Source organism: Streptomyces sp. GB4-14 (genome assembly GCF_022696125.1).
GTDB classification, from domain to species: Bacteria; Actinomycetota; Actinomycetes; order Streptomycetales; family Streptomycetaceae; genus Streptomyces; species Streptomyces werraensis.
The window spans coordinates 2,937,385-2,956,317 of the sequence record NZ_RZHO01000002.1 but is presented as its reverse complement, the minus strand read 5'-3'; the positions used below and the strand labels follow the sequence as shown (position 1 = coordinate 2,956,317).

Here is an 18,933-nt window from a genome sequence, read left to right as displayed (position 1 = left end):
CGGGCACACCGGCGGGGACTCCGGCGGCTGGTGGGCCGGGGACAGCGGGGGCGGCCACAGCTGTGGATCGTCCTCCGGAGGAGGCTCGTCCTGCGGAGGCGGGTCGTCCTGCGGAGGGGGCGGATGCGGCGGTGGAGGCAGCTGACACGGGGCAGCGCGGCTCCACTTCGGGAGAACGCATCCGCAGCAGCGGGGTCCGCACCTGGGGCGGGCCCCGCTGTGGTGTCTCCGGAGGTGGTGAACCATCCGGTTCCGGTTGGTGCCTTGTGCGCCGGGGCGCGCCGTAACCGGGGGCGTACGCCGTAGTTGAACACGTGAGCTGTGGAGCCCCCGAGGGGATGGAAAGCCCACGAAGTTGGGTAAAAACGCTGTGGTGGCGGCACAGTTCATGATTCCCTATAAATCAACCAGCGCAGCCGTCGGATCTCCCCGCGGACCCTTTTCCGGCCGGGCGACCGGGCTGACGGGCCGAGTCCCCGGTCCCCGGGGTGCGCGGACCCGTGTCTCTCTCCTGTGTGCTTGCGGAGCCGATCCATGCTCACGACCCTGAACACCGCCTATTCAGATACGCGCGCCGCCGATCTCGCCTGGGCTCTGGGCCGCGAGCCGCTTCCGGCGCTGGCCACCCTCGACCTCGAATTCCAGGGCGCCCAGCTCCAGTTGCGACTGCTCGGCGCCTCCCACCAGGTGCTGCTGGAGGAGGAGCGGGGCCGCTGCTCGGAGACGGTGGCGTGCATCCCGGGCAGCAGCACGCCGCTCCCGCTCGGCGTGGCCAAGCGGGTGGACGACTGGGAGTACGAGTTCGCCGCCCGGGTGGAGGTGCTTCCACCGGGCGCCTTCGCCGGCCGGGCGCAGGAACTGCTCGCCCTGGTCTGCGACCATCCGCAGGGCCTGGCCGGGGTCTTCCCCGGGAGCCCGCACGCGTTCACCGCGATGCTCGCCCACAGCCACGAGGGCCAGTTCCACTGGCGCACCTGGCACGCCTACCCACAGGACGGCCAGCTCGTGGCCACCCGGACCCGGGTCGGAGCGCGTGTCGCCGCCCACGCCGGGGCCGTGCCGGCGTAAACAAACTTCACGCGTGTGGGTGACGTTGTGCGATGAGTGCGTGACGTAACGTCCCTGGGATGATCGATCGGCAGGCCCCCGCTCCGCCCGGCTCCACGCAGACCTGGGACGGGCCGGACGGCCCGCGCGGCGCGGGGAGCGCGGTGCCGCTGCCCGTGCGGCAGGGCACCGGGCGGTGGCTGGTCCTCGCCGGGGTGTTCGTCTGTGCGGCGTGCGGACTGGTGTATGAGCTGGAACTCGTCGCGCTTGCCGCGTACTTGATGGGTGACTCGGTCGCCCAGACCTCCGTCGTGCTGTCCGTGATGGTCTTCGCGATGGGCATCGGCTCGCTCGCCGCGAAGCGGCTGCGGTGGCACGCGGCGGCCGGGTTCGGCGCGATCGAGGCCGCGCTCGCACTGGTCGGTGGAAGCAGCGCGATGGCGCTGTACGCGGTGTTCGCCTGGACCGGCGACTGGGGCGGCGTCTGGGCGAGCGGCCCGCGCTGTTTGCTCGTCGCGTTCTCCCTCGCCACCGGGCTGCTCATCGGCGCCGAGGTGCCCCTGCTGATGGAGCTGATCCAGCGGATCCGCCGGCAGGACGCGGGCGGCGCGGTCGCCGACCTGTCCGCCGCGGACTACGTGGGCGCGCTGGTCGGCGGACTCGCCTTCCCCTTCCTTCTCCTCCCGGTCCTGGGCCAGTTGAGGGGCGCCCTCATCACTGGCGCGGTCAACGCCGTCGTCGGCGGCGCGCTGGTCCTCGGGCTGTTCCGGCACGACCTCACCCCGCGCGCCCGCCGCCTGCTGCTCACCGCCAACATGTGCGTGCTCGCGCTGCTCGCCTCGGCGGCCGTCCTCGTCGACGACTTCGAACGGGCCGCCCGGCACGCGCTGTACGGGCCCGACGTACGGGTCGCCGTGCACACGGACGTGCAGGAGGTGCTGCTCACCGGCGGGCGGGACGGGCGGCCGCTCAACCTGTTCCTCGACGGGCGGCTGCGGGTCAGCGGACGCGACGAACTCCGGTACCACGAGGCCCTCGTGCACCCCGCGATGACCGGACGCCACGCGCGCGTGCTGGTGCTCGGCGGCGGCGACGGGCTCGCCGCCCGCGAGGTGCTGCGCCATCCCGGCGTCCGGCGGGTCGACGTCGTCGAACTCGACGCCGGTGTGGTGCGGCTGGCCCGCAACGACCCCGCCCTGTCCCGGCTCAACGCGCACTCCCTCGACGACCCGCGCGTCCACGTGGTCACCGCCGACGCCTTCGACTGGCTGCGGACCGCGCCCGCCGGGGCGTACGACGTCGTGGTGTCCGACCTGCCGCACCCCGGGATCACCGCCAGCACCAAGCTGTACGCCCAGGAGTTCTACGGGCTGGCCCGGCAGGCGCTCGCCCCGGGCGGGCGGCTCGTGGTGCACGGGGGCGCGGTCGCCTCCCGGCCGCGCGACTTCTGGACCCTCGACGCCACCCTGCGCGCGGCCGGCCTGCGCACCACCGCCTACCGGGTGGGCGGACGGCAGGCCGGGTACGCCGCCGGGCCCGACCGGGGGCCCGCGGACACGGCCCCCGCCCACCGCGACTGGGGGTTCGTGCTGGCCGCCGACCGGCACACCCCGCGGCCCCGCCTCGACCCGGCCGGACCCCGGCCCCGGACGCTCACCGACGCCTCCCTCGCCGCCGACGTCCGAGCGGCGGAACGCACCCGCGTCCCCGGTCTCCCGCCGTCCACCCTGGTCCACCCCCGGTACAGCGACTGACGCGCCGCGACTTCCCGCGGACGGGGGTGCGGGACGGCGTCGCGTGGGTAGGCTCCGCACTCATGGAGCACGAGGTGTTCGTTCCGGTCGAGGCGCAGCGGCTCAGGGAGGTGCTGGACGACCCCGCGCGGGTCGCCCGGGCGGTGCCCGGGCTCCAGCACGACGCCGGTGCGGAACCCGTCACGGGGCGGCTGAAGGTACGGATCGGCGGCTCCTCCATCACCTACCGCGGGTCGGTACGGGTGTCCGCGCGGGACGACGGTTCCTACTCCGTCGAGGGCGAGGCGTCCGAGGCCCGCGGCGACGGGACGGTCAGGCTGTCCCTGCGGCTGACCCCGCGCCCCGCCGACGCCGGCACGGAGCTCGTCCTCACGGGCACCGCCACGGCGGACGGCCGCGTCACGGACCTTCCGCCGGACGCGGTCACCTCGGCGGTCACCCGCCTGCTGACCCGCTTCGCGGAGAATCTGGGAGCGGCGGCGGAGGAGACGGCGGAGCCGCCGGCCCCCCTCGAATCCCCGGAACAGCTGGCAGCCGGCGACTTCGAACCCGGCGCGACCACGGACTTCGAGACCACCCCGGAGGGCGAGGACGCACCCCCGCCACCACCGCAACGGCCCACCGGCGAGCCGGAACCCACGTCCCCGTCGGACACCGGCGCGCAGGACGGGCCCGGCACCGTGCCCGCTCCGGAATCCGAGTCGGGACCGGCCCCCGAGCCGGACGCCCCGGACACCGGTCCCGTGCCCCCGGCCCCCGAACCCCTGGACGCGGGCTTCCCGGGCGGTGACGACGGCTCCGGTGACGACGGCGACGACTCCCTCGCCGAGGCGGCACACGCACGGCGGACGATGATCGGGCGCAGCGCCGAGGAGGTCGACCACGCGCCCCCACGCGGCCGCTACGCCCCGGTCCCGGCCCCCCAGACGGTCACCTCCTCCACGCCCCTCCGCTGGGCGGCCCCCGCAGCGGCCCTGGCGGTCGCCTCGGCCGTGGTCGCCGTCCGGGCCCTGCGACGCCGCCGCTGACGCCGCCGAGGCGGCGCGCTGTTCCGCGCCGGCCGGGCGCCCTGCGGGTCGCGCGCCCGGACCGGGCACTGCCTCGTGCCGCGAGGCGCGCGCGACCCGGCCGCCGGGCCAAACCCCGTGCCGGGAACGCGTGTGCCTCTCGGTGCCGTGCCCGGTGCGCCGCACCGTCCCGTCCCGTGCCGGGGCACTGGGCCCAGCCCCCGAGACCGCGGGGCCCCTGCCCCTGCCCGAGCGGAACGCCCCGGCCCGCTCCCGTGCCGCAAGCGCCAGCCCTGCGGTCCCCGTGCCCGGGTCCTGACCCTCCCCGCGCCGAAAGCGCGTACCCCCGCGTGGCGGAGGCGCCCGCCCGCTTCCCGCCGTCCCGCCGGAGGCGCGCCCCACGTGAGTGATCGCCCCAGTAGGGTCGAGGCGTGAGGGACGAACACATCACGCTGACCGCGGGTGACGCGGAGGTGGACGTGCTGCCGGGGAACGGCGGACGGGTCGGGGGACTGCGGCTCGGGGGTGTGGAGCTGCTGCGGCAGGGGGAGCGGTTCGGGTGCTTCCCGATGGTCCCCTGGTGCGGGCGGCTGCGCGACGGCCGGTTCCGGGACGGCGCCGCCGTACGGCAGATGCCGCTCAACGCGCCCCCGCACGCCATCCACGGCACCGCGCGCAACGCCCCCTGGCACACCGCCCGCAGGAGCACCGACGAGGCCGTGCTGACGTACGACCTGACCGATCCGTGGCCGTACCCGGGGCGGGTCACCCAGCAGGTGTCGCTCACCGAGGACGCGCTGACGCTCACCATGAGCGTCGAGACGTACGGCTCGTCGTTCCCCGCGCAGCTCGGCTGGCACCCGTGGTTCCTGCGCAGCCTCGGCGGCGAGGACGTCACCATCGGCTTCGAGCCCGCCTGGCAGGAGGAGCGCGGCGAGGACCACCTGCCGACCGGCCGCCGCATCGCCCCGGAGCCCGGCCCGTGGGACGACTGCTTCGGGATGCCCGGCGGCGTCGACGTCACCCTCACCTGGCCGGGGCAGCTCCAGCTGAAGGTGACCAGTCGCGAGGAGTGGGTCGTCGTCTACGACGAGCAGCAGGAGGCCGTCTGCGTGGAGCCGCAGACCGGGCCGCCGGACGGGCTGAACACCCACCCGCGCCTGGTCACCCCGCTGGAGCCGCTGGAGGCCTCCACGACCTGGACCTGGACCCGGCTTTAAGCTGACAGGCATGACGGACACTCGCGGCGCGCTGCTGCAGCAGATCAAGGACAAGGCCGTGGTGCACGGCAAGGTGACCCTCTCCTCCGGTCTGGAGGCCGACTACTACGTCGACCTGCGCCGCATCACCCTCGACGGCGAGGCCGCCCCGCTGGTCGGGCAGGTGCTGCTGGACCTGACCGAGGAGCTGGAGTTCGACGCGGTCGGCGGGCTCACCATGGGCGCCGACCCCGTCGCCGCCGCCATGCTGCACGCCGCCGCCGCGCGCGGCCGCAGGCTGGACGCGTTCGTCGTGCGCAAGGCCGCCAAGGCGCACGGCCTGCAGCGCCGCGTGGAGGGCCCGGACATCAAGGGCCGCCGCGTGCTGGTCGTCGAGGACACCTCCACCACCGGCGGCTCCCCGCTCACCGCCGTGGAGGCCGTGCGCGAGGCCGGCGCCGAGGTCGTGGCCGTGGCGACGATCGTCGACCGGGCCACCGGCGCCGCCGAGAAGATCCGCGAGGGAGCCGGGGTGCCGTACCTGTTCGCCTACTCCAAGGACGAACTCGGCCTGGACTGACCGGCCCCGCCTTCCACAGGGCGGACGGCGGGATGGACGTTCCGGCCGAGTCTGGAAGGATGTGACCGACAATGACGTCGCATCCAAGGTTCCAGGTCAGGGCCGACAGTACGCAGCACCCCACACCGCACTCTTAAGGAGCGGACAGATGCCCATCGCAACTCCCGAGGTCTACAACGAGATGCTCGACCGGGCGAAGGCGGAGAAGTTCGCCTACCCGGCCATCAACGTCACCTCGTCCCAGACCCTGCACGCGGCTCTGCGCGGCTTCGCCGAGGCGGAGAGCGACGGCATCGTGCAGATCTCCACGGGCGGTGCCGAGTTCCTGGGCGGCCAGCACAACAAGGACATGGTGACCGGCGCCGTCGCGCTCGCCGAGTTCGCGCACGTCGTCGCCGAGAAGTACGACGTCAACATCGCCCTGCACACGGACCACTGCCCGAAGGACAAGCTCGACGGCTACGTGCGCCCGCTGCTCGCGGTGTCCGAGGAGCGCGTCAAGGCCGGCCGCAACCCGCTGTTCCAGTCCCACATGTGGGACGGCTCCGCCGAGACGCTGGCCGACAACCTGGCCATCGCCCAGGAGCTGCTGGAGCGCGCCCGGGCCGCCAAGATCATCCTCGAGGTCGAGATCACCCCGACCGGCGGCGAGGAGGACGGCGTCTCCCACGAGATCAACGACTCCCTCTACACCACGGTCGACGACGCGATCCGCACCGCCGAGGCGCTGGGCCTGGGCGACAAGGGCCGCTACCTGCTCGCCGCGTCCTTCGGCAACGTGCACGGCGTGTACAAGCCGGGCAACGTCGTCCTCCGTCCCGAGCTGCTGAAGGAGCTCAACGAGGGCGTCGCCGCCAAGTACGGCAAGCCGGCCGGCGCGCAGCCGTTCGACTTCGTGTTCCACGGCGGCTCGGGCTCCACCGAGGAGGAGATCCGCACCGCGCTGGAGAACGGCGTCGTCAAGATGAACATCGACACCGACACCCAGTACGCGTTCACGCGTCCGGTCGCGGACCACATGTTCCGCAATTACGACGGCGTCCTGAAGGTCGACGGCGAGGTCGGCAACAAGAAGACCTACGACCCGCGCACCTGGGGCAAGCTGGCCGAGGCGTCGATGGCCGCCCGCGTCCTGGAGGCCTGCAAGCACCTGCGCTCGACGGGCACCCGCATCAAGTAACCCGCCCCGAGCGACCCGCACGCTCGCACACGGAACAGCCCGGCACCTGCCCAGGTGCCGGGCTGTTCCGTATGCTCCCGGTATGCCCGATGTCCGGCTGGCGTCCCCCCAGGGCAGGTGGATCCTGTTCACCACGGTCCTCGGCTCCGGCATGGCCCTGCTCGACTCGACCGTCGTCAACGTCGCCCTGCCGCGCATCGGCGAGGACCTCGACGCCGACCTCGCCGCGCTCCAGTGGACCGTCAACGCCTACCTGGTCACGCTGGCCGGGCTGATCCTGCTGGGCGGGGCGCTCGGCGACCGGTACGGGCGGCGCCGGGTGTTCGTCGTCGGCGTGCTCTGGTTCGCCGCCGCCTCCCTGCTGTGCGGGATCGCGCCCGACGAGGGCGTGCTCATCGTGGCCCGGGCGCTCCAGGGCGCGGGCGGGGCGCTGCTCACCCCCGGCTCGCTCGCGCTGATCCAGGCGTCCTTCCACCCCGACGACCGGGGCCGCGCGGTCGGCCTGTGGTCCGGCTTCGGCGGCATCGGGGCGGCCGTGGGACCGTTCCTCGGCGGCTGGCTGGTGGACGGGCCCGGCTGGCGCTGGGTGTTCCTGATCAACGTGCCGCTCGCCCTGCTGTGCGCCCCGGTCGCCGTGCGCCATGTGCCGGAGTCGTCGGGCACCAGCGCGGAGGGACGCTTCGACGTGTTCGGCGCGGCACTTGGCGCGGTCGCCCTCGCGCTGGTGACGTACGCGCTGATCGGGGCCGGCGACGGCTCGCCGCTGGTCGTCGTGTCGGCGGTGGCGGGGCTCGCCGCCGCCGTCGGCTTCGTGCTGGTGGAGAAGCGGCGGCCGGGCCCGATGATGCCGCTGGAGATCTTCTCCTCACGCCAGTTCTCGGCGGTCAACGGCGTCACCCTGTGCGTGTACGCGGCGTTCGGCGGGTTCTTCTTCCTCGCCGCGCTCCAGCTCCAGGTCGTCGTCGGCTGGTCCGCCCTCGCCGCCGGCACCGCGCTGCTGCCGACGACCGCCCTGATGCTGCTGCTCTCCGCCCGCTCGGGCGAGCTGGCCGACCGGATCGGCCCGCGCCTGCCCCTCACCGTCGGCCCGCTGCTCTCCGCCGCCGGGGTGCTGCTGATGCTGCGGGTCGGACCGGGAGCCTCGTACGCCGCCGACGTGCTGCCCGCGCTGCTCGTGCTGGGCCTCGGCATGGTCACCCTCGTCGCGCCGCTCACGGCGTCCGTGCTGGCTTCCGTGGACACCTCGCGGGCGGGCCTGGCCAGCGGGGTCAACAACGCGGCCGCCCGCGCCGCGGGGCTGCTGGCGGTGGCCGCGCTGCCGCTGCTCGCCGGGATGGGCCAGGAGACGTTCCGGCAGCCGGAGCGGTTCGACGCCGCGTTCGACCGGGCGATGCTGCTGTGCGCGGGCGTCCTGGTGATCGGCGCGCTCCTCGCCGCGGCCACCGTGCGCCGGCCCGCGCCGGGCTGCCGGCGCCCCGAGTGCCGTACCCACGGCAGTGTGGCCGTGCCTCCGCTGGAGGCGGACCCGCGCCGGGGCAGCAGCATCGCCTGATGTACGAGACTGGACCCATGTCCATTCACGAGAACCTCCTCGGGGGCCCGCCCCCGACCCACCTCCCCGACGACCCCGAGCCGCGCGAGCTGCTGGCGTCCGGCGCCACCCCCGCCGAGGTCGCCGGCCGGTACCCCACCTCCTCGCTGGCCTGGGCGCGGCTCGCCGACGAGGCGTTCGAGCGGGACAGCGTCGTCGAGTCCTACGCGTACGCCCGTACGGGCTACCACCGCGGTCTGGACGCGCTGCGCCGCAACGGCTGGAAGGGCCACGGCCCCGTGCCGTGGGAGCACGAGCCGAACCGCGGCTTCCTGCGCGCCCTGCACGCCCTGGCCCGCGCCGCGCAGGCGATCGGCGAGCAGGAGGAGTACGAGCGCTGCAGCCAGTTCCTGAAGGACTCCTCACCCACGGCGGCCCAGGTCCTCGGCTGAACCGGCCGGAAAGCGGAACGTGATCACCGCGAGGCCCGTCTGCCCGGCAGGCGGGCCTTGCGGCGGTGGGGGACGATTGCGCAGGATGCACCGTGGGGACCGGGGCCCCCGTGCCGGTAACGGCAGGGGCGGACCGCTACCCGGAGAACATTTCAGGAGACAGCGATGTCCCACGAGGCTCACGAGCCCGAGACCCCGCATCTCGACTTCCAGGGCACGACGCCCTACGAGGACTACGTCAAGGCCGACGTCCTCACCCACCTCCAGCACACCCTCTCGGACGATCCCGGAGAGATGGTCTTCCTGGTCACCACCCAGGTCATGGAGCTGTGGTTCACCGTGATCGTGCACGAGTGGGAGACCGCCGCGCAGGCGCTGCGCCGGGACGACGTGCCGACCGCGCTCGACGCGCTGCGCCGCTCACGGCGCGAACTGGAGGCGCTGAACGCCTCCTGGCGGCCGCTGGCCGGGCTCACCCCGGCGCAGTTCAACTCCTACCGGAGCGCCCTCGGCGAGGGCTCCGGCTTCCAGTCGGCGATGTACCGGCGCATGGAGTTCCTGCTCGGCGACAAGTCCGCGTCGATGCTGGTCCCGCACCGGGGAGCGCCGCGGGTGCACGCCGAGCTGGAGAAGGCCCTGCACGAGCCCAGCCTGTACGACGAGGTGCTGCGGTTCCTCGCGCGGCGCGGACACCCCGTGCCGCAGGCGGTGCTGGAGCGCGACGTGTCGCAGAAGTACGAGCCGTCGCGTGAGGTCGAGGAGATCTGGACGTCCGTCTACGCGGGCGACGAGCGGGACGAGGTGGCGCGGCTCGGCGAGGCGCTGACCGACGTCGCCGAGCTGGTGTGGCGCTGGCGCAACGACCACCTGGTCGCCACCCGCCGGGCCATGGGGGCCAAGACCGGAACAGGAGGCTCCGCCGGAGTGGCGTGGCTGGAGAAGCGGGCGCAGAAGAGCGTCTTCCCCGAGCTGTGGACGGCGCGGTCCTATGTCTGAGCCGACGGAACTGACACAGAAGGCGGAGAAGCTGGACGCGGGTGACGAACTCGCCTCCAAGCGCGTGGAGTTCGTCCTTGACGGGCCCGAGGGCGCGGTCTACCTGGACGGCAACTCGCTGGGCGCGCTGCCCGTCGCCGTGCCCGGCCGGGTCGCGGACGTGGTCGGCCGCCAGTGGGGCGAGATGCGTATCCGCTCCTGGACGGAGAGCGGCTGGTGGACGGCGCCGGAGCGGATCGGCGACCGGATCGCCCCGCTGGTCGGCGCGGCGGCAGGGCAGATCGTGGTGGGCGACTCCACCAGCGTCAACGTGTTCAAGGCGCTGGTCGGCGCGGTGCGGCTGGCCCAGGAGAACGGCCCCGGCCGGGACGAGATCCTGGTCGACGCGACCACGTTCCCGACGGACGGGTACATCGCCGGGTCGGCGGCCCGCATGACCGGCTGCGCGCTGCGTCCCGTGGAGCCCTCGGAGGTGCCGGGCGCGCTCGGGGAGCGCACCGCCGCCGTGCTGCTCAACCACGTGGACTACCGCACCGGCCGGCTGCACGACCTGCCGTCGCTCACGGCGGCCGTGCACGCGGCGGGCGCGTACGCCGTCTGGGACCTGTGCCACAGCGCGGGCGCCCTGCCGGTCGGCCTGGACGCGCACGGCGTGGACCTGGCCGTCGGCTGCACCTACAAGTACCTCAACGGCGGCCCCGGTTCGCCCGCCTACCTGTACGTGCGGGCGGACCTCCAGAACCGCTTCGACTCCCCGCTGCCCGGCTGGAACTCCCACGCGGAGCCCTTCGGGATGCGCTCCGCGTACACGCCCGCCGAGGGCGCGGTGCGCGGGCGGGTCGGCACCCCCGACATCCTCTCCATGCTCGCCCTGGAGGCGGCGCTCGAGGTGTGGGACGGGGTGACGGTCGAGGCGGTCCGCGCCAAGTCCCTCGCTCTGACCGACTTCTTCCTGGAGTGCGTCGGGGAGTACGTCCCCGAGGGCCGCGTGGAGTGCCTGACCCCGCTGCCGCACGCGGAACGGGGCAGCCAGGTCGCCCTGCGCTGCGCCGACGCGGGACCGGTGATGCGGCGGCTCATCGACCGGGGCGTGGTCGGCGACTTCCGCCACCCGGACGTGCTCCGCTTCGGCTTCACCCCGCTCTACGTCGGTTTCGCCGACGTGGAGCGGGCGGCGCGGGTGCTCGCCGAGGAGCTGCGCTAGACGGGCGGGGCCGGGACGGCGGCGTCCCGGCCCCGTTCCCGCCGGTCAGGCGGGGCCTCCCGGTGAGAGGGGCGGGCGAAGTGCTGGTACCGTCCCGCCCGAACGGCCGCGTACACGCCCGGTCCGGTCGAACCACGTTGTATCGCTGAGAGGTTGGAGCATGACGGACGACGTCGCAGCCGCCCGGGCCGCCGCCGAGGAGAAGTCGGCCTCCTCCCACCCGCCGGTCGAGCCGGACGCCACGGCGGCCTACGGCGACGACCCCGACCACGTCGTCGACTTCTGGACGCCGCGCGGCGGGAGCGGTCCCGCGCCGGTGGTCGTCGTCCTGCACGGCGGCGCCTGGCGCGCCGCCTACGACCGGCGTCACGTCAGCCCGTTCGCCGCGTTCCTCGCGCACCGCGGCTTCGCCGTGGCCAGCGTCGAGTACCGGCGCGGCGCGACGCGGGCCGACGGCGGCGACCCGGTGGCCGGGCGCTGGCCCGACACCTTCGACGACGTCGCCGCCGCGGTGGACGCCCTGCCCGCGCTGATACGCGAACACCTCCCGGCGGGCGACCCGCGCCGCATCGTCCTCACCGGCCACTCCGCGGGCGGACACCTCGCTCTGTGGGCCGCCGCCCGGCACGTCCTGCCCGCCGGATCGCCGTGGCGCACCGACGCCCCGGCGCCCCTGCGCGGGGTCGTCGCCCTCGCCCCCATCGCGGACTTCGAGGTCGCCGACAAGCTCCGCGTGTGCGGCGGCGCCGCCCGCGAACTCCTCGGCGGTGACGACCACTTCGCCGAGCGCAGGCCGCACGCCGACCCGGCGCTGCTGCTGCCCACCGGCATCGCCACCACCCTCGTCCAGGGCCGCGCCGACATCGACGTCCCGCACGCGGTCGCCGAGTCGTACGCGGACGCGGCGGCGAAGGCCGGCGAGGTCGTCGGGGTGACGCTGCTGCCGGACGTCGGCCACTTCCCGCTCATCGACCCCGCGGCGGACGCCTGCGCGGTCGTCGCGGAGGAGATCGCCCAGCTCGCGTGGTGAGCCAAACTCCCGCCCGGAGCACGGTTCGTCATACCCCTAGTACCTGAGAGCTACCCCGCGGTTGAGTCCCCCGGTGGGACGCGGGTTACGGACCACGCTCCGTAACTTCCTTTCCGGAAACGCCCGATGGACGGGCGGACGGGAAGGAAGCGGCGACGATGGAGCAGGGCGAGCGGGGGACTCCGGGCACGGGACCGGACGGGGCGGAGGCCACGGCACACCGCCCGGCGGGCCGGCTGCGGCGTGGGCTGCTCGCCACGCTCGTCGCGGCCGCCGTGGCCGTGCCCCTCGCCGGCGCCGCCCGCCCGCAGGCGCCTGCCCCGCCGCCCGCCCAGCTCCCGCCCCCGGCCGTCGCCGGACTCGGCGCGACCTACGCCGCCCACCGGGCCAACGCCGCCGAGGCGGCCCGCACCGCGGCCGGCCACGGGTACCGGGACCGTGGCGCCGTCGAACACACGCTGGCCGCCCGGCAGTTGCTGTACTTCGACGGGCGCGGCGCCGGCCTGGTCACCGAGGTGCTCGGCGATCTCGCGCACGCCGACCGCGTCGCCGTCCTGGTCCCCGGATCCGACACGGGCATCGACACCTACGGCCGCTTCCGCGCCACCGCCGTCGCCCTGCACCAGCGGCTCACACGGGAAGCGCCCGCGGGAGTGCGCACGGCGGTCGTGGCGTGGCTCGGCTACGAGACACCCGGCACGCTCAGCCCTTCCGTCGCGACGACCGGCCGCGCGGAGGAGGCGGCACCCGAACTGAGGGCGCTCGTGAAGGACTTGCGGTCGGTCGCCGCCCCTCGCGCCCGCGTCTCCCTGCTCTGCCACTCCTACGGCTCCGTCGTCTGCGCGCGGGCCGCCGCCGGACTCGACGTCGACGACCTGGTGTTCCTCGGCAGCCCCGGCACCGGCGCGGACACCGCCGCCGATCTGCGCACCCGTGCCCGGGTGTGGGCCGCGCGCGGCGCCGGCGACTGGGTCGAGCACGTCCCGCACCTCGACGCCGGCCTCTTCGGCACCACCGTCGGCTTCGGCGCCGACCCCGTGTCGCAGGAGTACGGCGCCCACGTCTTCGCGGCCGGCGACGGCGGACACAGCGACTACTTCGCCCCCGGCTCCCTCTCCCTGGCCAACCTCACCCGGATCGTCCTCGGCCACACCCAGGAGGTGACCCGATGACCCGCCTCACCGTCGCGATACGCGACACCGCCGCCCGCATCGACGCCGCCACCCCCGCCCACCGCGACCGCGCCGTCGACGCCTTGCGGGCCTTCGCCGTCCTCGGCGTGGTCCTCGGGCACTGGCTGGTCACCGCGCTGGCCGCGGACGGCCGCAGCCTGCGCACCGCCAGCCCGCTGCAGCACATGCCCTGGCTGGCCCCGGTGTCCTGGGCCTGCCAGACCCTCGCCGTGTTCTTCCTGGTCGGCGGGCACGTCGCGACCCGCTCGTACGCCTCCGCGCGGGAGCGCGGGACGCCGTACCGGCGGTGGCTGCACGCCCGGCTGGCGCGGCTGTTCGGCCCGGTCGTCGCCGTCCTCACCCTGTGGACGGCCGTGACGCTCGCGCTGCTGCTGTCCGACGCCGAGTACGGGACCGTGCGGACACTGGTGAAGCTGGCGCTGTCCCCGATGTGGTTCCTGCTGGTCTTCGCCGCCCTCACCGCGGCGACCCCGCTGGTCGCCCGGATGCATCCGCTCTGGCCGCTCGCCTTCGTCCTCCACGTCGACGTCCTCCGCTTCGGCCTCGGCGCCCCCGGCGGACTGGGCTGGCTGAACCTCGCCGCGGGCTGGCTGGTGCCGTACACGCTGGGCGCGGCCTGGACCCGGGGCGAGCTGAGGGGCCGCAGGCCGGGATGGGTGCTGCTGGGCGGCGGCACGGCGGCGACGGCCGCGCTGGTCGGATGGGCGGGATATCCGGCCGCGATGGTCGGGGTGCCGGGCGCCGAGGTGTCCAACCTCAACCCGCCGACCCTGGCGGCCGTCACCTTCGGCCTGGCCCAGTGCGGGCTCGCGCTGCTGCTGCGGGACCGGCTGCGCCACGCGATGCGCCGGCCGGTCGCCTGGGCGGCGGTGGCGCTGGTCAACCTGTCCGCGATGACGGTGTTCCTGTGGCACCAGACCGCCCTGATGGCCACCACCGCCGCGCTTCTCCCGGCCGGCCCGCTGCCCGGTCTGCACACCGTCCCGGACGGCCTCGGCTGGGTCGCCGCCCGGGCGGCGTGGCTGCCCGTCCTCGTCCTCGCCCTCGTGGTGTGCGGGGCGGCGTTCCGGACCTGGGAGCGGGGCGGGGGCGGGCGGCGGCGGAAGCGGTCCCGGGTGGTCCGCGCCCACCTGCCGATGACCGAGCGCACTCCTCATGTCTAGGCTGAACGGCGTGGTGGACACGGGGGTGGAGCACATACGGCGGTGGCTGGGCGTCCTGCGCGACGACCTGATGACCGCGCGGGTCGATCCCCTGCCGCCGTCGACATGGCTGCGGTGGCTGCCGCACGGGGTCGTGTGGATCGTCGGCGTCGTCCTGACCATCGTGGGAGCCGTTCAACTGACTGACCAGGGCGGGCTGGACCTCGGCTACTCGTTGCTGCTCGGGGTGGGGCAGGGCTGTGCGGCCGTCCTCGCGCTGCGGCGGCCGGTGCCGGGGCTGTGGCTGTCGCTCGGCGCCACGCTGGCGATCGCCGTACTGACGCGCCGCATGCTGATGGCCGGCCAGATCGACGGTTTCGCGTGGCCCTGGACCGCGTGGGCCGTCGTGGCCCACCTGCTCGTGCTGCTGCTGGTCGCCCTGCGCGTGCCCACCCGCGTGTCGGTCGAGGCGCTGGTCCTGACAGGGCTGTTCACCTACGCCCTCCAGGGCCTGTGGGGCGCGTGGAACCACACGCCCACCGGCCAGGTCACCGTTGCGCTGTCAGCCGTCGTGGTCGTCCTCGGCATCGCCCTGCGCGGCCGCCGCGAGGCCCGCGTCGAGCTGGGCCGGCAGGCCACGCTCACCGCCGAGGAACGCGCCCGCCGCACGCTGCTGGAGGAACGCAGCCGCATCGCCCGCGAGTTGCACGACGTGGTGGCCCACCACATGTCGGTGATCTCCATCCAGGCGCAGGTCGCCCCGCACCTCGTGCAGGACCCGCCGGACGAGCTCAGGGAGAACCTCGCCGGCATCCGGCAGAACGCCGTCGAGGCGCTCACCGAACTGCGTCGGGTACTGGACGTGCTGCGCTCCGAGCACCCCGCCGCCGACGACGACCACGACCCGGCCGACGGACGAGCCCCGCACGCCCCGCAGCCCACCCTGGACCGGCTGGCGGCCCTGGTGGAGAACACCCGCGCCGCCGGACTCACCGTGACCACCGAGGTCACCGGCGCGCGTCGCCCGCTGCCGCCCGGCGTGGAGCTGTCCGCGTACCGGATCGTGCAGGAGGCGCTGAGCAACGTGCTCCGGCACGCGCCCGGCGCCACCGCGCACGTCACCCTCGCCTACGGGCGGCGCGCCCTGCGGGTGGAGGTGGTGAACACCGCCCCCACCCGGGAGGCGTCGCCGTCCGCCGGGGCCCGGCACGGGCTGCTCGGCATGCGGGAGCGGGCGGTCATGCTGGGCGGCACGCTCACCGCCGGCCCCTGGTCCGGGCGCGGCTACCGCGTCGAGGCCCGCCTCCCCGTGTCCGCACCCTCCGCCACCGACCCCCTTCCCCAGGACGGCACCGCATGATCCGCGTACTGATCGCCGACGACCAGCAGATGGTCCGGCAGGGCTTCACCGTGCTGCTGAACACGCAGCCCGACATCGAGGTCGTCGGCCAGGCGGTGAACGGCGTCGAGGCGGTCGACAAGGTCGACGAACTCCCCCCGGACGTCGTCCTGATGGACATCCGCATGCCCGAACTCGGCGGCATCGAGGCCACCGCCCGCATCACCGCCGTCCACCCCGAGGTCAAGGTGCTGGTGCTGACCACCTTCGACCTCGACGAGTACGTGTACGAGGCGCTGCGCGCGGGCGCCTCCGGCTTCCTCCTCAAGGACGCCTCCGCCGAGCAGCTCGCCGAGGCGGTACGGGTGGTGGCCGCCGGGGACGCGCTGCTCGCGCCCGGCGTCACCCGCCGGCTGATCGCGGAGTTCTCCCGCCTTGACGCGCGGCCCCGCACGCCCCCGCGCCAGAAGGTCGGCGGGCTCACCGAACGGGAGACGGAGGTGCTGGCGCTCATCGCGCAGGGCCTGTCCAACGCGGAGATCGCCGTACGGCTGGTGGTGGCCGAGCAGACGGTGAAGACGCACGTCGGCCGGATCCTGGTGAAGCTGGGCCTGCGCGACCGCACCCAGGCGGCGGTGTTCGCCTACGAGTCGGGGCTGGTGCGTCCCTCCGGTTACTGAGCCCGCGCGTACCGTGGCGTAACCCCTCGTGGCCTGCGTAGTACTTCAGACGGACGCCCCGGAACCCGTCTCAGCGGGGACGACCGGGCTCACCCGCTCGGCCTACCGTGTGAGCGTGACCGAGACGACGCACCAGCAGTCCCCGCGCGCCGGGGACGGTGACCGCAGCCCGGAGTACCGGCTGGCCCAGAACGCCCTCCAGGGGCTGCGCCAGGACCTGTTCCACGACCCCTTCGCCTACCGCCCGATGGGGCCCCGGCCGGCGGACGGCCCGCTCCTGCGCCGGCTGCCCGGGCGGATGCGCACGGCGGCGGAACGGCTCCCGCACGCGGTGATAGGGGCGATCGCGCTGATCACCTTGATGGTCGGCGCCCTCTCCGGCAGCGAGCCGGGCGGCGACGGGCGGGCCCTGCTGGCCGGACTGCTGTGCGCGGTCCCCGTGCTGGTCACCCTGTCCCGGCCGGTCGGTGCGTTCTGGCTGTCCCTCGCGGCGAGCCCGCTGACCGCGCTGTTCAACGGCGGCGGCGGGGACTGGCCGTGGATGCCCGGCGCGTTCATCTCCCACCTCACGGTCCTGGTGGTGGTGGCGCTGCGCACCCGGCCCCGCACCGCTGTGTGGATGTGGGCCGTCACCGCCGTGTACGCCGTGTTCGGGGACATCGTCTTCGGTGGGTCGTTCTACTACTCCAACGGCGCCCCGATGCTGGTCCTCTCGGCGTTCGCCCTGCTCCTGGTCTGCCTGTGGCACGTCCGGCACACCGCCCAGCAGGAGGTGACCGCCCAGCAGACCGTCACCGCGCAGGAGCGGTCCCGGCGCACGCTGCTGGAGGAGCGCACCACGATCGCCCGCGAGCTGCACGACGTGGTGGCCCACCACATGTCGGTGGTCGCCATCCAGGCCGAGGCCGCGCCGTACCGGGTGGAGAACCCGCCGGAGGAACTGGAGCGCGCCTTCGCCACCATCCGGGAGAACGCCGTCGCCGCCCTCACCGAGCTGCGCCGCATCCTCGGCGTGGTCCGCGCCGAGGACTACGAGGCCCCCGACGCCCCGCAGCCCACCCTCGCCGACCTGGACGCCCTCCTGGTCAACGTGCGGGACGCCGGGCTGACCGTGGAGAAGGTGGTGACCGGCGCGGTGCGGGAGCTGCCGCAGGGTGTGGAGCTGTCGGCGTACCGGATCGTGCAGGAGGCGCTGAGCAACAGCCTGCGGCACGCGCCCGGCGCGAGCGCCCGCGTGGAGATCGGGTACGTCCTCGGCGGTCTCGGGGTGCGGGTCGTCAACGGCCCGATGCCCGAGCCGAGCCTGGTGAAGCCCTCACCCGGCGCCGGCCACGGCATCACGGGGATGCGGGAGCGGGTCGCGATGCTGGACGGCGGGATGACTGCCGGCCCGACCGAGGACGGCGGCTACGAGGTCGCGGTGTTCCTGCCGGTCACCGCGGTGAACGAGGGTGACGCATGACCATTCGCGTGCTGATCGCGGACGACCAGATGATGGTGCGCGAGGGTTTCTCGGTGCTGCTCAACGCGATGCCGGACATCGAGGTCGTCGGCGAGGCCGTCAACGGCCGGCAGGCGGTCGAGAAGGTCCGCGAACTCGCGCCCGACGTGGTGCTGATGGACATCCGCATGCCGGAGCTGAACGGCATCGAGGCGACCCGCGAGATCGTCGCCGCGGACGGCGCGGCCAAGGTGCTGGTGCTGACCACCTTCGACCTGGACGAGTACGTCTACCAGGCGCTGCGCGCGGGCGCCTCCGGCTTCCTCCTCAAGGACGCCTCCGCCCGCCAGCTCGCCGACGGCGTCCGGGTCGTCGCGGCCGGCGAGGCGCTGCTCGCCCCGTCGGTCACCCGGCGACTGATCACCGAGTTCTCCAAGCTGTCCGACGCGCCCCGGGTGCTGCCGTCCGCGCAGGCCGCGTTCGGGGACCTCACCGAACGCGAGACGGAGGTGCTGGTGCTGATCGCGCAGGGCCTGTCGAACGCGGAGATCGCCGAACGGCTGGTGGTCGCCGAGTCGACGATCAAGACGCACGTCAGCCGCATCCTGGTGAAGCTGGGCCTGCGCGACCGCACCCAGGCGGCGGTCTTCGCGTACGAGGCGCGTCTCGTCACGCCGGGCTGAGCCCGCGCGTCCTAGGGTGGGACGCATGGAACAGCGCATCACCCTGATCACGCTGGGAGTCACCGACCTCGCCCGCTCGAAGGCCTTCTACGAGGCCCTGGGCTGGCGGGGCCAGGAGGTCCAGGAAACGGTCTTCTTCCAGGCCGGCGGTCTTGGACTGGTCCTGTGGGGCCGGGACAACCTCGCGCGGGACTGCGGCCTGGAGCCGGGGACGCCGGGCGGGTTCGGCGGCATCGTCCTCGCGCACAACGTCCGCTCCGACGCCGAGGTCGACGAGCTGCTCGCGGCGGCCGACCTGGCCGGGGGCACCGTCACCAGGCGGGCCGTGTTCAACGAGATCGGCTTCTACTCCGGCGTCTTCACCGACCCCGACGGCCACGCCTGGGAGGTCGCCCACAACCCCGGCTTTCCGCTCGCCGAGGACGGCACGGTCACCCTCCCCGACTTCGGCGCCGCCTGACGGACCGCCCGGCAC

At 74.3% G+C, this 18,933-nt stretch carries 18 protein-coding genes; all 18 read left to right on the top strand.

Translation table 11 applies throughout. The features are described from left to right. The first annotated feature begins 534 nt into the window (after positions 1-534). The 18 genes from ELQ39_RS14615 to ELQ39_RS14530 all read left to right on the top strand — a co-directional run bounded on the left by ELQ39_RS14615 (position 535) and on the right by ELQ39_RS14530 (position 18,918). A complete protein-coding gene (locus ELQ39_RS14615) occupies positions 535-1,068 on the top strand; it encodes a DUF2617 family protein (protein ID WP_225625600.1) in 534 nt (177 codons plus the stop codon). A 59-nt stretch (positions 1,069-1,127) separates the two neighbouring features. Continuing rightward, the gene (locus ELQ39_RS14610) at positions 1,128-2,801 is read left to right on the top strand and encodes a polyamine aminopropyltransferase (RefSeq protein ID WP_242592146.1); all 1,674 of its coding nucleotides are present in this window, start codon (positions 1,128-1,130) and stop codon (positions 2,799-2,801) included. A 62-nt stretch (positions 2,802-2,863) separates the two neighbouring features. Continuing rightward, a complete protein-coding gene (locus ELQ39_RS14605; protein ID WP_242592145.1) occupies positions 2,864-3,829 on the top strand; it encodes an SRPBCC domain-containing protein in 966 nt (321 codons plus the stop codon). A 410-nt stretch (positions 3,830-4,239) separates the two neighbouring features. Beyond that, the gene (locus ELQ39_RS14600) at positions 4,240-5,028 is read left to right on the top strand and encodes an aldose epimerase family protein (protein ID WP_242592144.1); all 789 of its coding nucleotides are present in this window, start codon (positions 4,240-4,242) and stop codon (positions 5,026-5,028) included. Positions 5,029-5,038: 10 nt separating this feature from the next. Then, positions 5,039-5,587 (top strand): orotate phosphoribosyltransferase, encoded by a 549-nt coding sequence (gene pyrE, locus ELQ39_RS14595; protein WP_190004652.1) that lies wholly within the window; start codon positions 5,039-5,041, stop codon positions 5,585-5,587. A 148-nt stretch (positions 5,588-5,735) separates the two neighbouring features. Further along, positions 5,736-6,767, top strand: a complete 1,032-nt coding sequence (gene fbaA / locus ELQ39_RS14590; RefSeq protein ID WP_190004653.1) for a class II fructose-bisphosphate aldolase — start codon at positions 5,736-5,738, stop codon at positions 6,765-6,767. Between the two features lie 82 nt (positions 6,768-6,849). Continuing rightward, complete coding sequence (locus tag ELQ39_RS14585; protein WP_242592143.1) at positions 6,850-8,319, top strand: MFS transporter; 1,470 nt, start codon at positions 6,850-6,852, stop codon at positions 8,317-8,319. 17 nt (positions 8,320-8,336) lie between these two features. Continuing rightward, entirely contained in the window at positions 8,337-8,750 is a 414-nt protein-coding gene (locus ELQ39_RS14580) for a DUF3151 domain-containing protein (RefSeq protein ID WP_190004655.1), read from the top strand. A 165-nt stretch (positions 8,751-8,915) separates the two neighbouring features. Continuing rightward, positions 8,916-9,746, top strand: coding sequence for a tryptophan 2,3-dioxygenase family protein (locus ELQ39_RS14575; protein ID WP_190004656.1), 831 nt, complete (start codon positions 8,916-8,918; stop codon positions 9,744-9,746). Next, entirely contained in the window at positions 9,739-10,950 is a 1,212-nt protein-coding gene (gene kynU, locus ELQ39_RS14570) for a kynureninase (RefSeq protein ID WP_242592142.1), read from the top strand. The genes ELQ39_RS14575 and kynU overlap by 8 nt, the downstream gene beginning before the upstream one ends. Before the next feature lie 160 nt (positions 10,951-11,110). Beyond that, positions 11,111-11,980, top strand: a complete 870-nt coding sequence (locus ELQ39_RS14565) for an alpha/beta hydrolase (protein ID WP_242592141.1) — start codon at positions 11,111-11,113, stop codon at positions 11,978-11,980. Between the two features lie 158 nt (positions 11,981-12,138). Then, positions 12,139-13,152 carry an alpha/beta hydrolase gene (locus tag ELQ39_RS14560; protein ID WP_242592140.1) on the top strand — a complete coding sequence of 338 codons (1,014 nt, stop codon included), beginning with the start codon at positions 12,139-12,141 and terminating at the stop codon, positions 13,150-13,152. Continuing rightward, complete coding sequence (locus ELQ39_RS14555) at positions 13,149-14,336, top strand: acyltransferase family protein (protein ID WP_242592139.1); 1,188 nt, start codon at positions 13,149-13,151, stop codon at positions 14,334-14,336. The genes ELQ39_RS14560 and ELQ39_RS14555 overlap by 4 nt, the downstream gene beginning before the upstream one ends. After that, complete coding sequence (locus ELQ39_RS14550) at positions 14,329-15,675, top strand: sensor histidine kinase (RefSeq protein ID WP_242592138.1); 1,347 nt, start codon at positions 14,329-14,331, stop codon at positions 15,673-15,675. The genes ELQ39_RS14555 and ELQ39_RS14550 overlap by 8 nt, the downstream gene beginning before the upstream one ends. After that, positions 15,672-16,334 (top strand): response regulator, encoded by a 663-nt coding sequence (locus ELQ39_RS14545; RefSeq protein ID WP_190004662.1) that lies wholly within the window; start codon positions 15,672-15,674, stop codon positions 16,332-16,334. The genes ELQ39_RS14550 and ELQ39_RS14545 overlap by 4 nt, the downstream gene beginning before the upstream one ends. A gap of 115 nt (positions 16,335-16,449) precedes the next feature. Next, positions 16,450-17,796 (top strand): sensor histidine kinase, encoded by a 1,347-nt coding sequence (locus ELQ39_RS14540; RefSeq protein ID WP_242592137.1) that lies wholly within the window; start codon positions 16,450-16,452, stop codon positions 17,794-17,796. Continuing rightward, positions 17,793-18,458: a response regulator gene (locus tag ELQ39_RS14535; protein ID WP_225625591.1), complete on the top strand. Its 666-nt coding sequence runs from the start codon at positions 17,793-17,795 to the stop codon at positions 18,456-18,458. Before ELQ39_RS14540 ends, ELQ39_RS14535 begins: the two co-directional genes overlap by 4 nt. 25 nt (positions 18,459-18,483) lie before the next feature. Then, positions 18,484-18,918, top strand: coding sequence for a VOC family protein (locus ELQ39_RS14530; RefSeq protein WP_190004665.1), 435 nt, complete (start codon positions 18,484-18,486; stop codon positions 18,916-18,918). Positions 18,919-18,933: the final 15 nt, after the last annotated feature.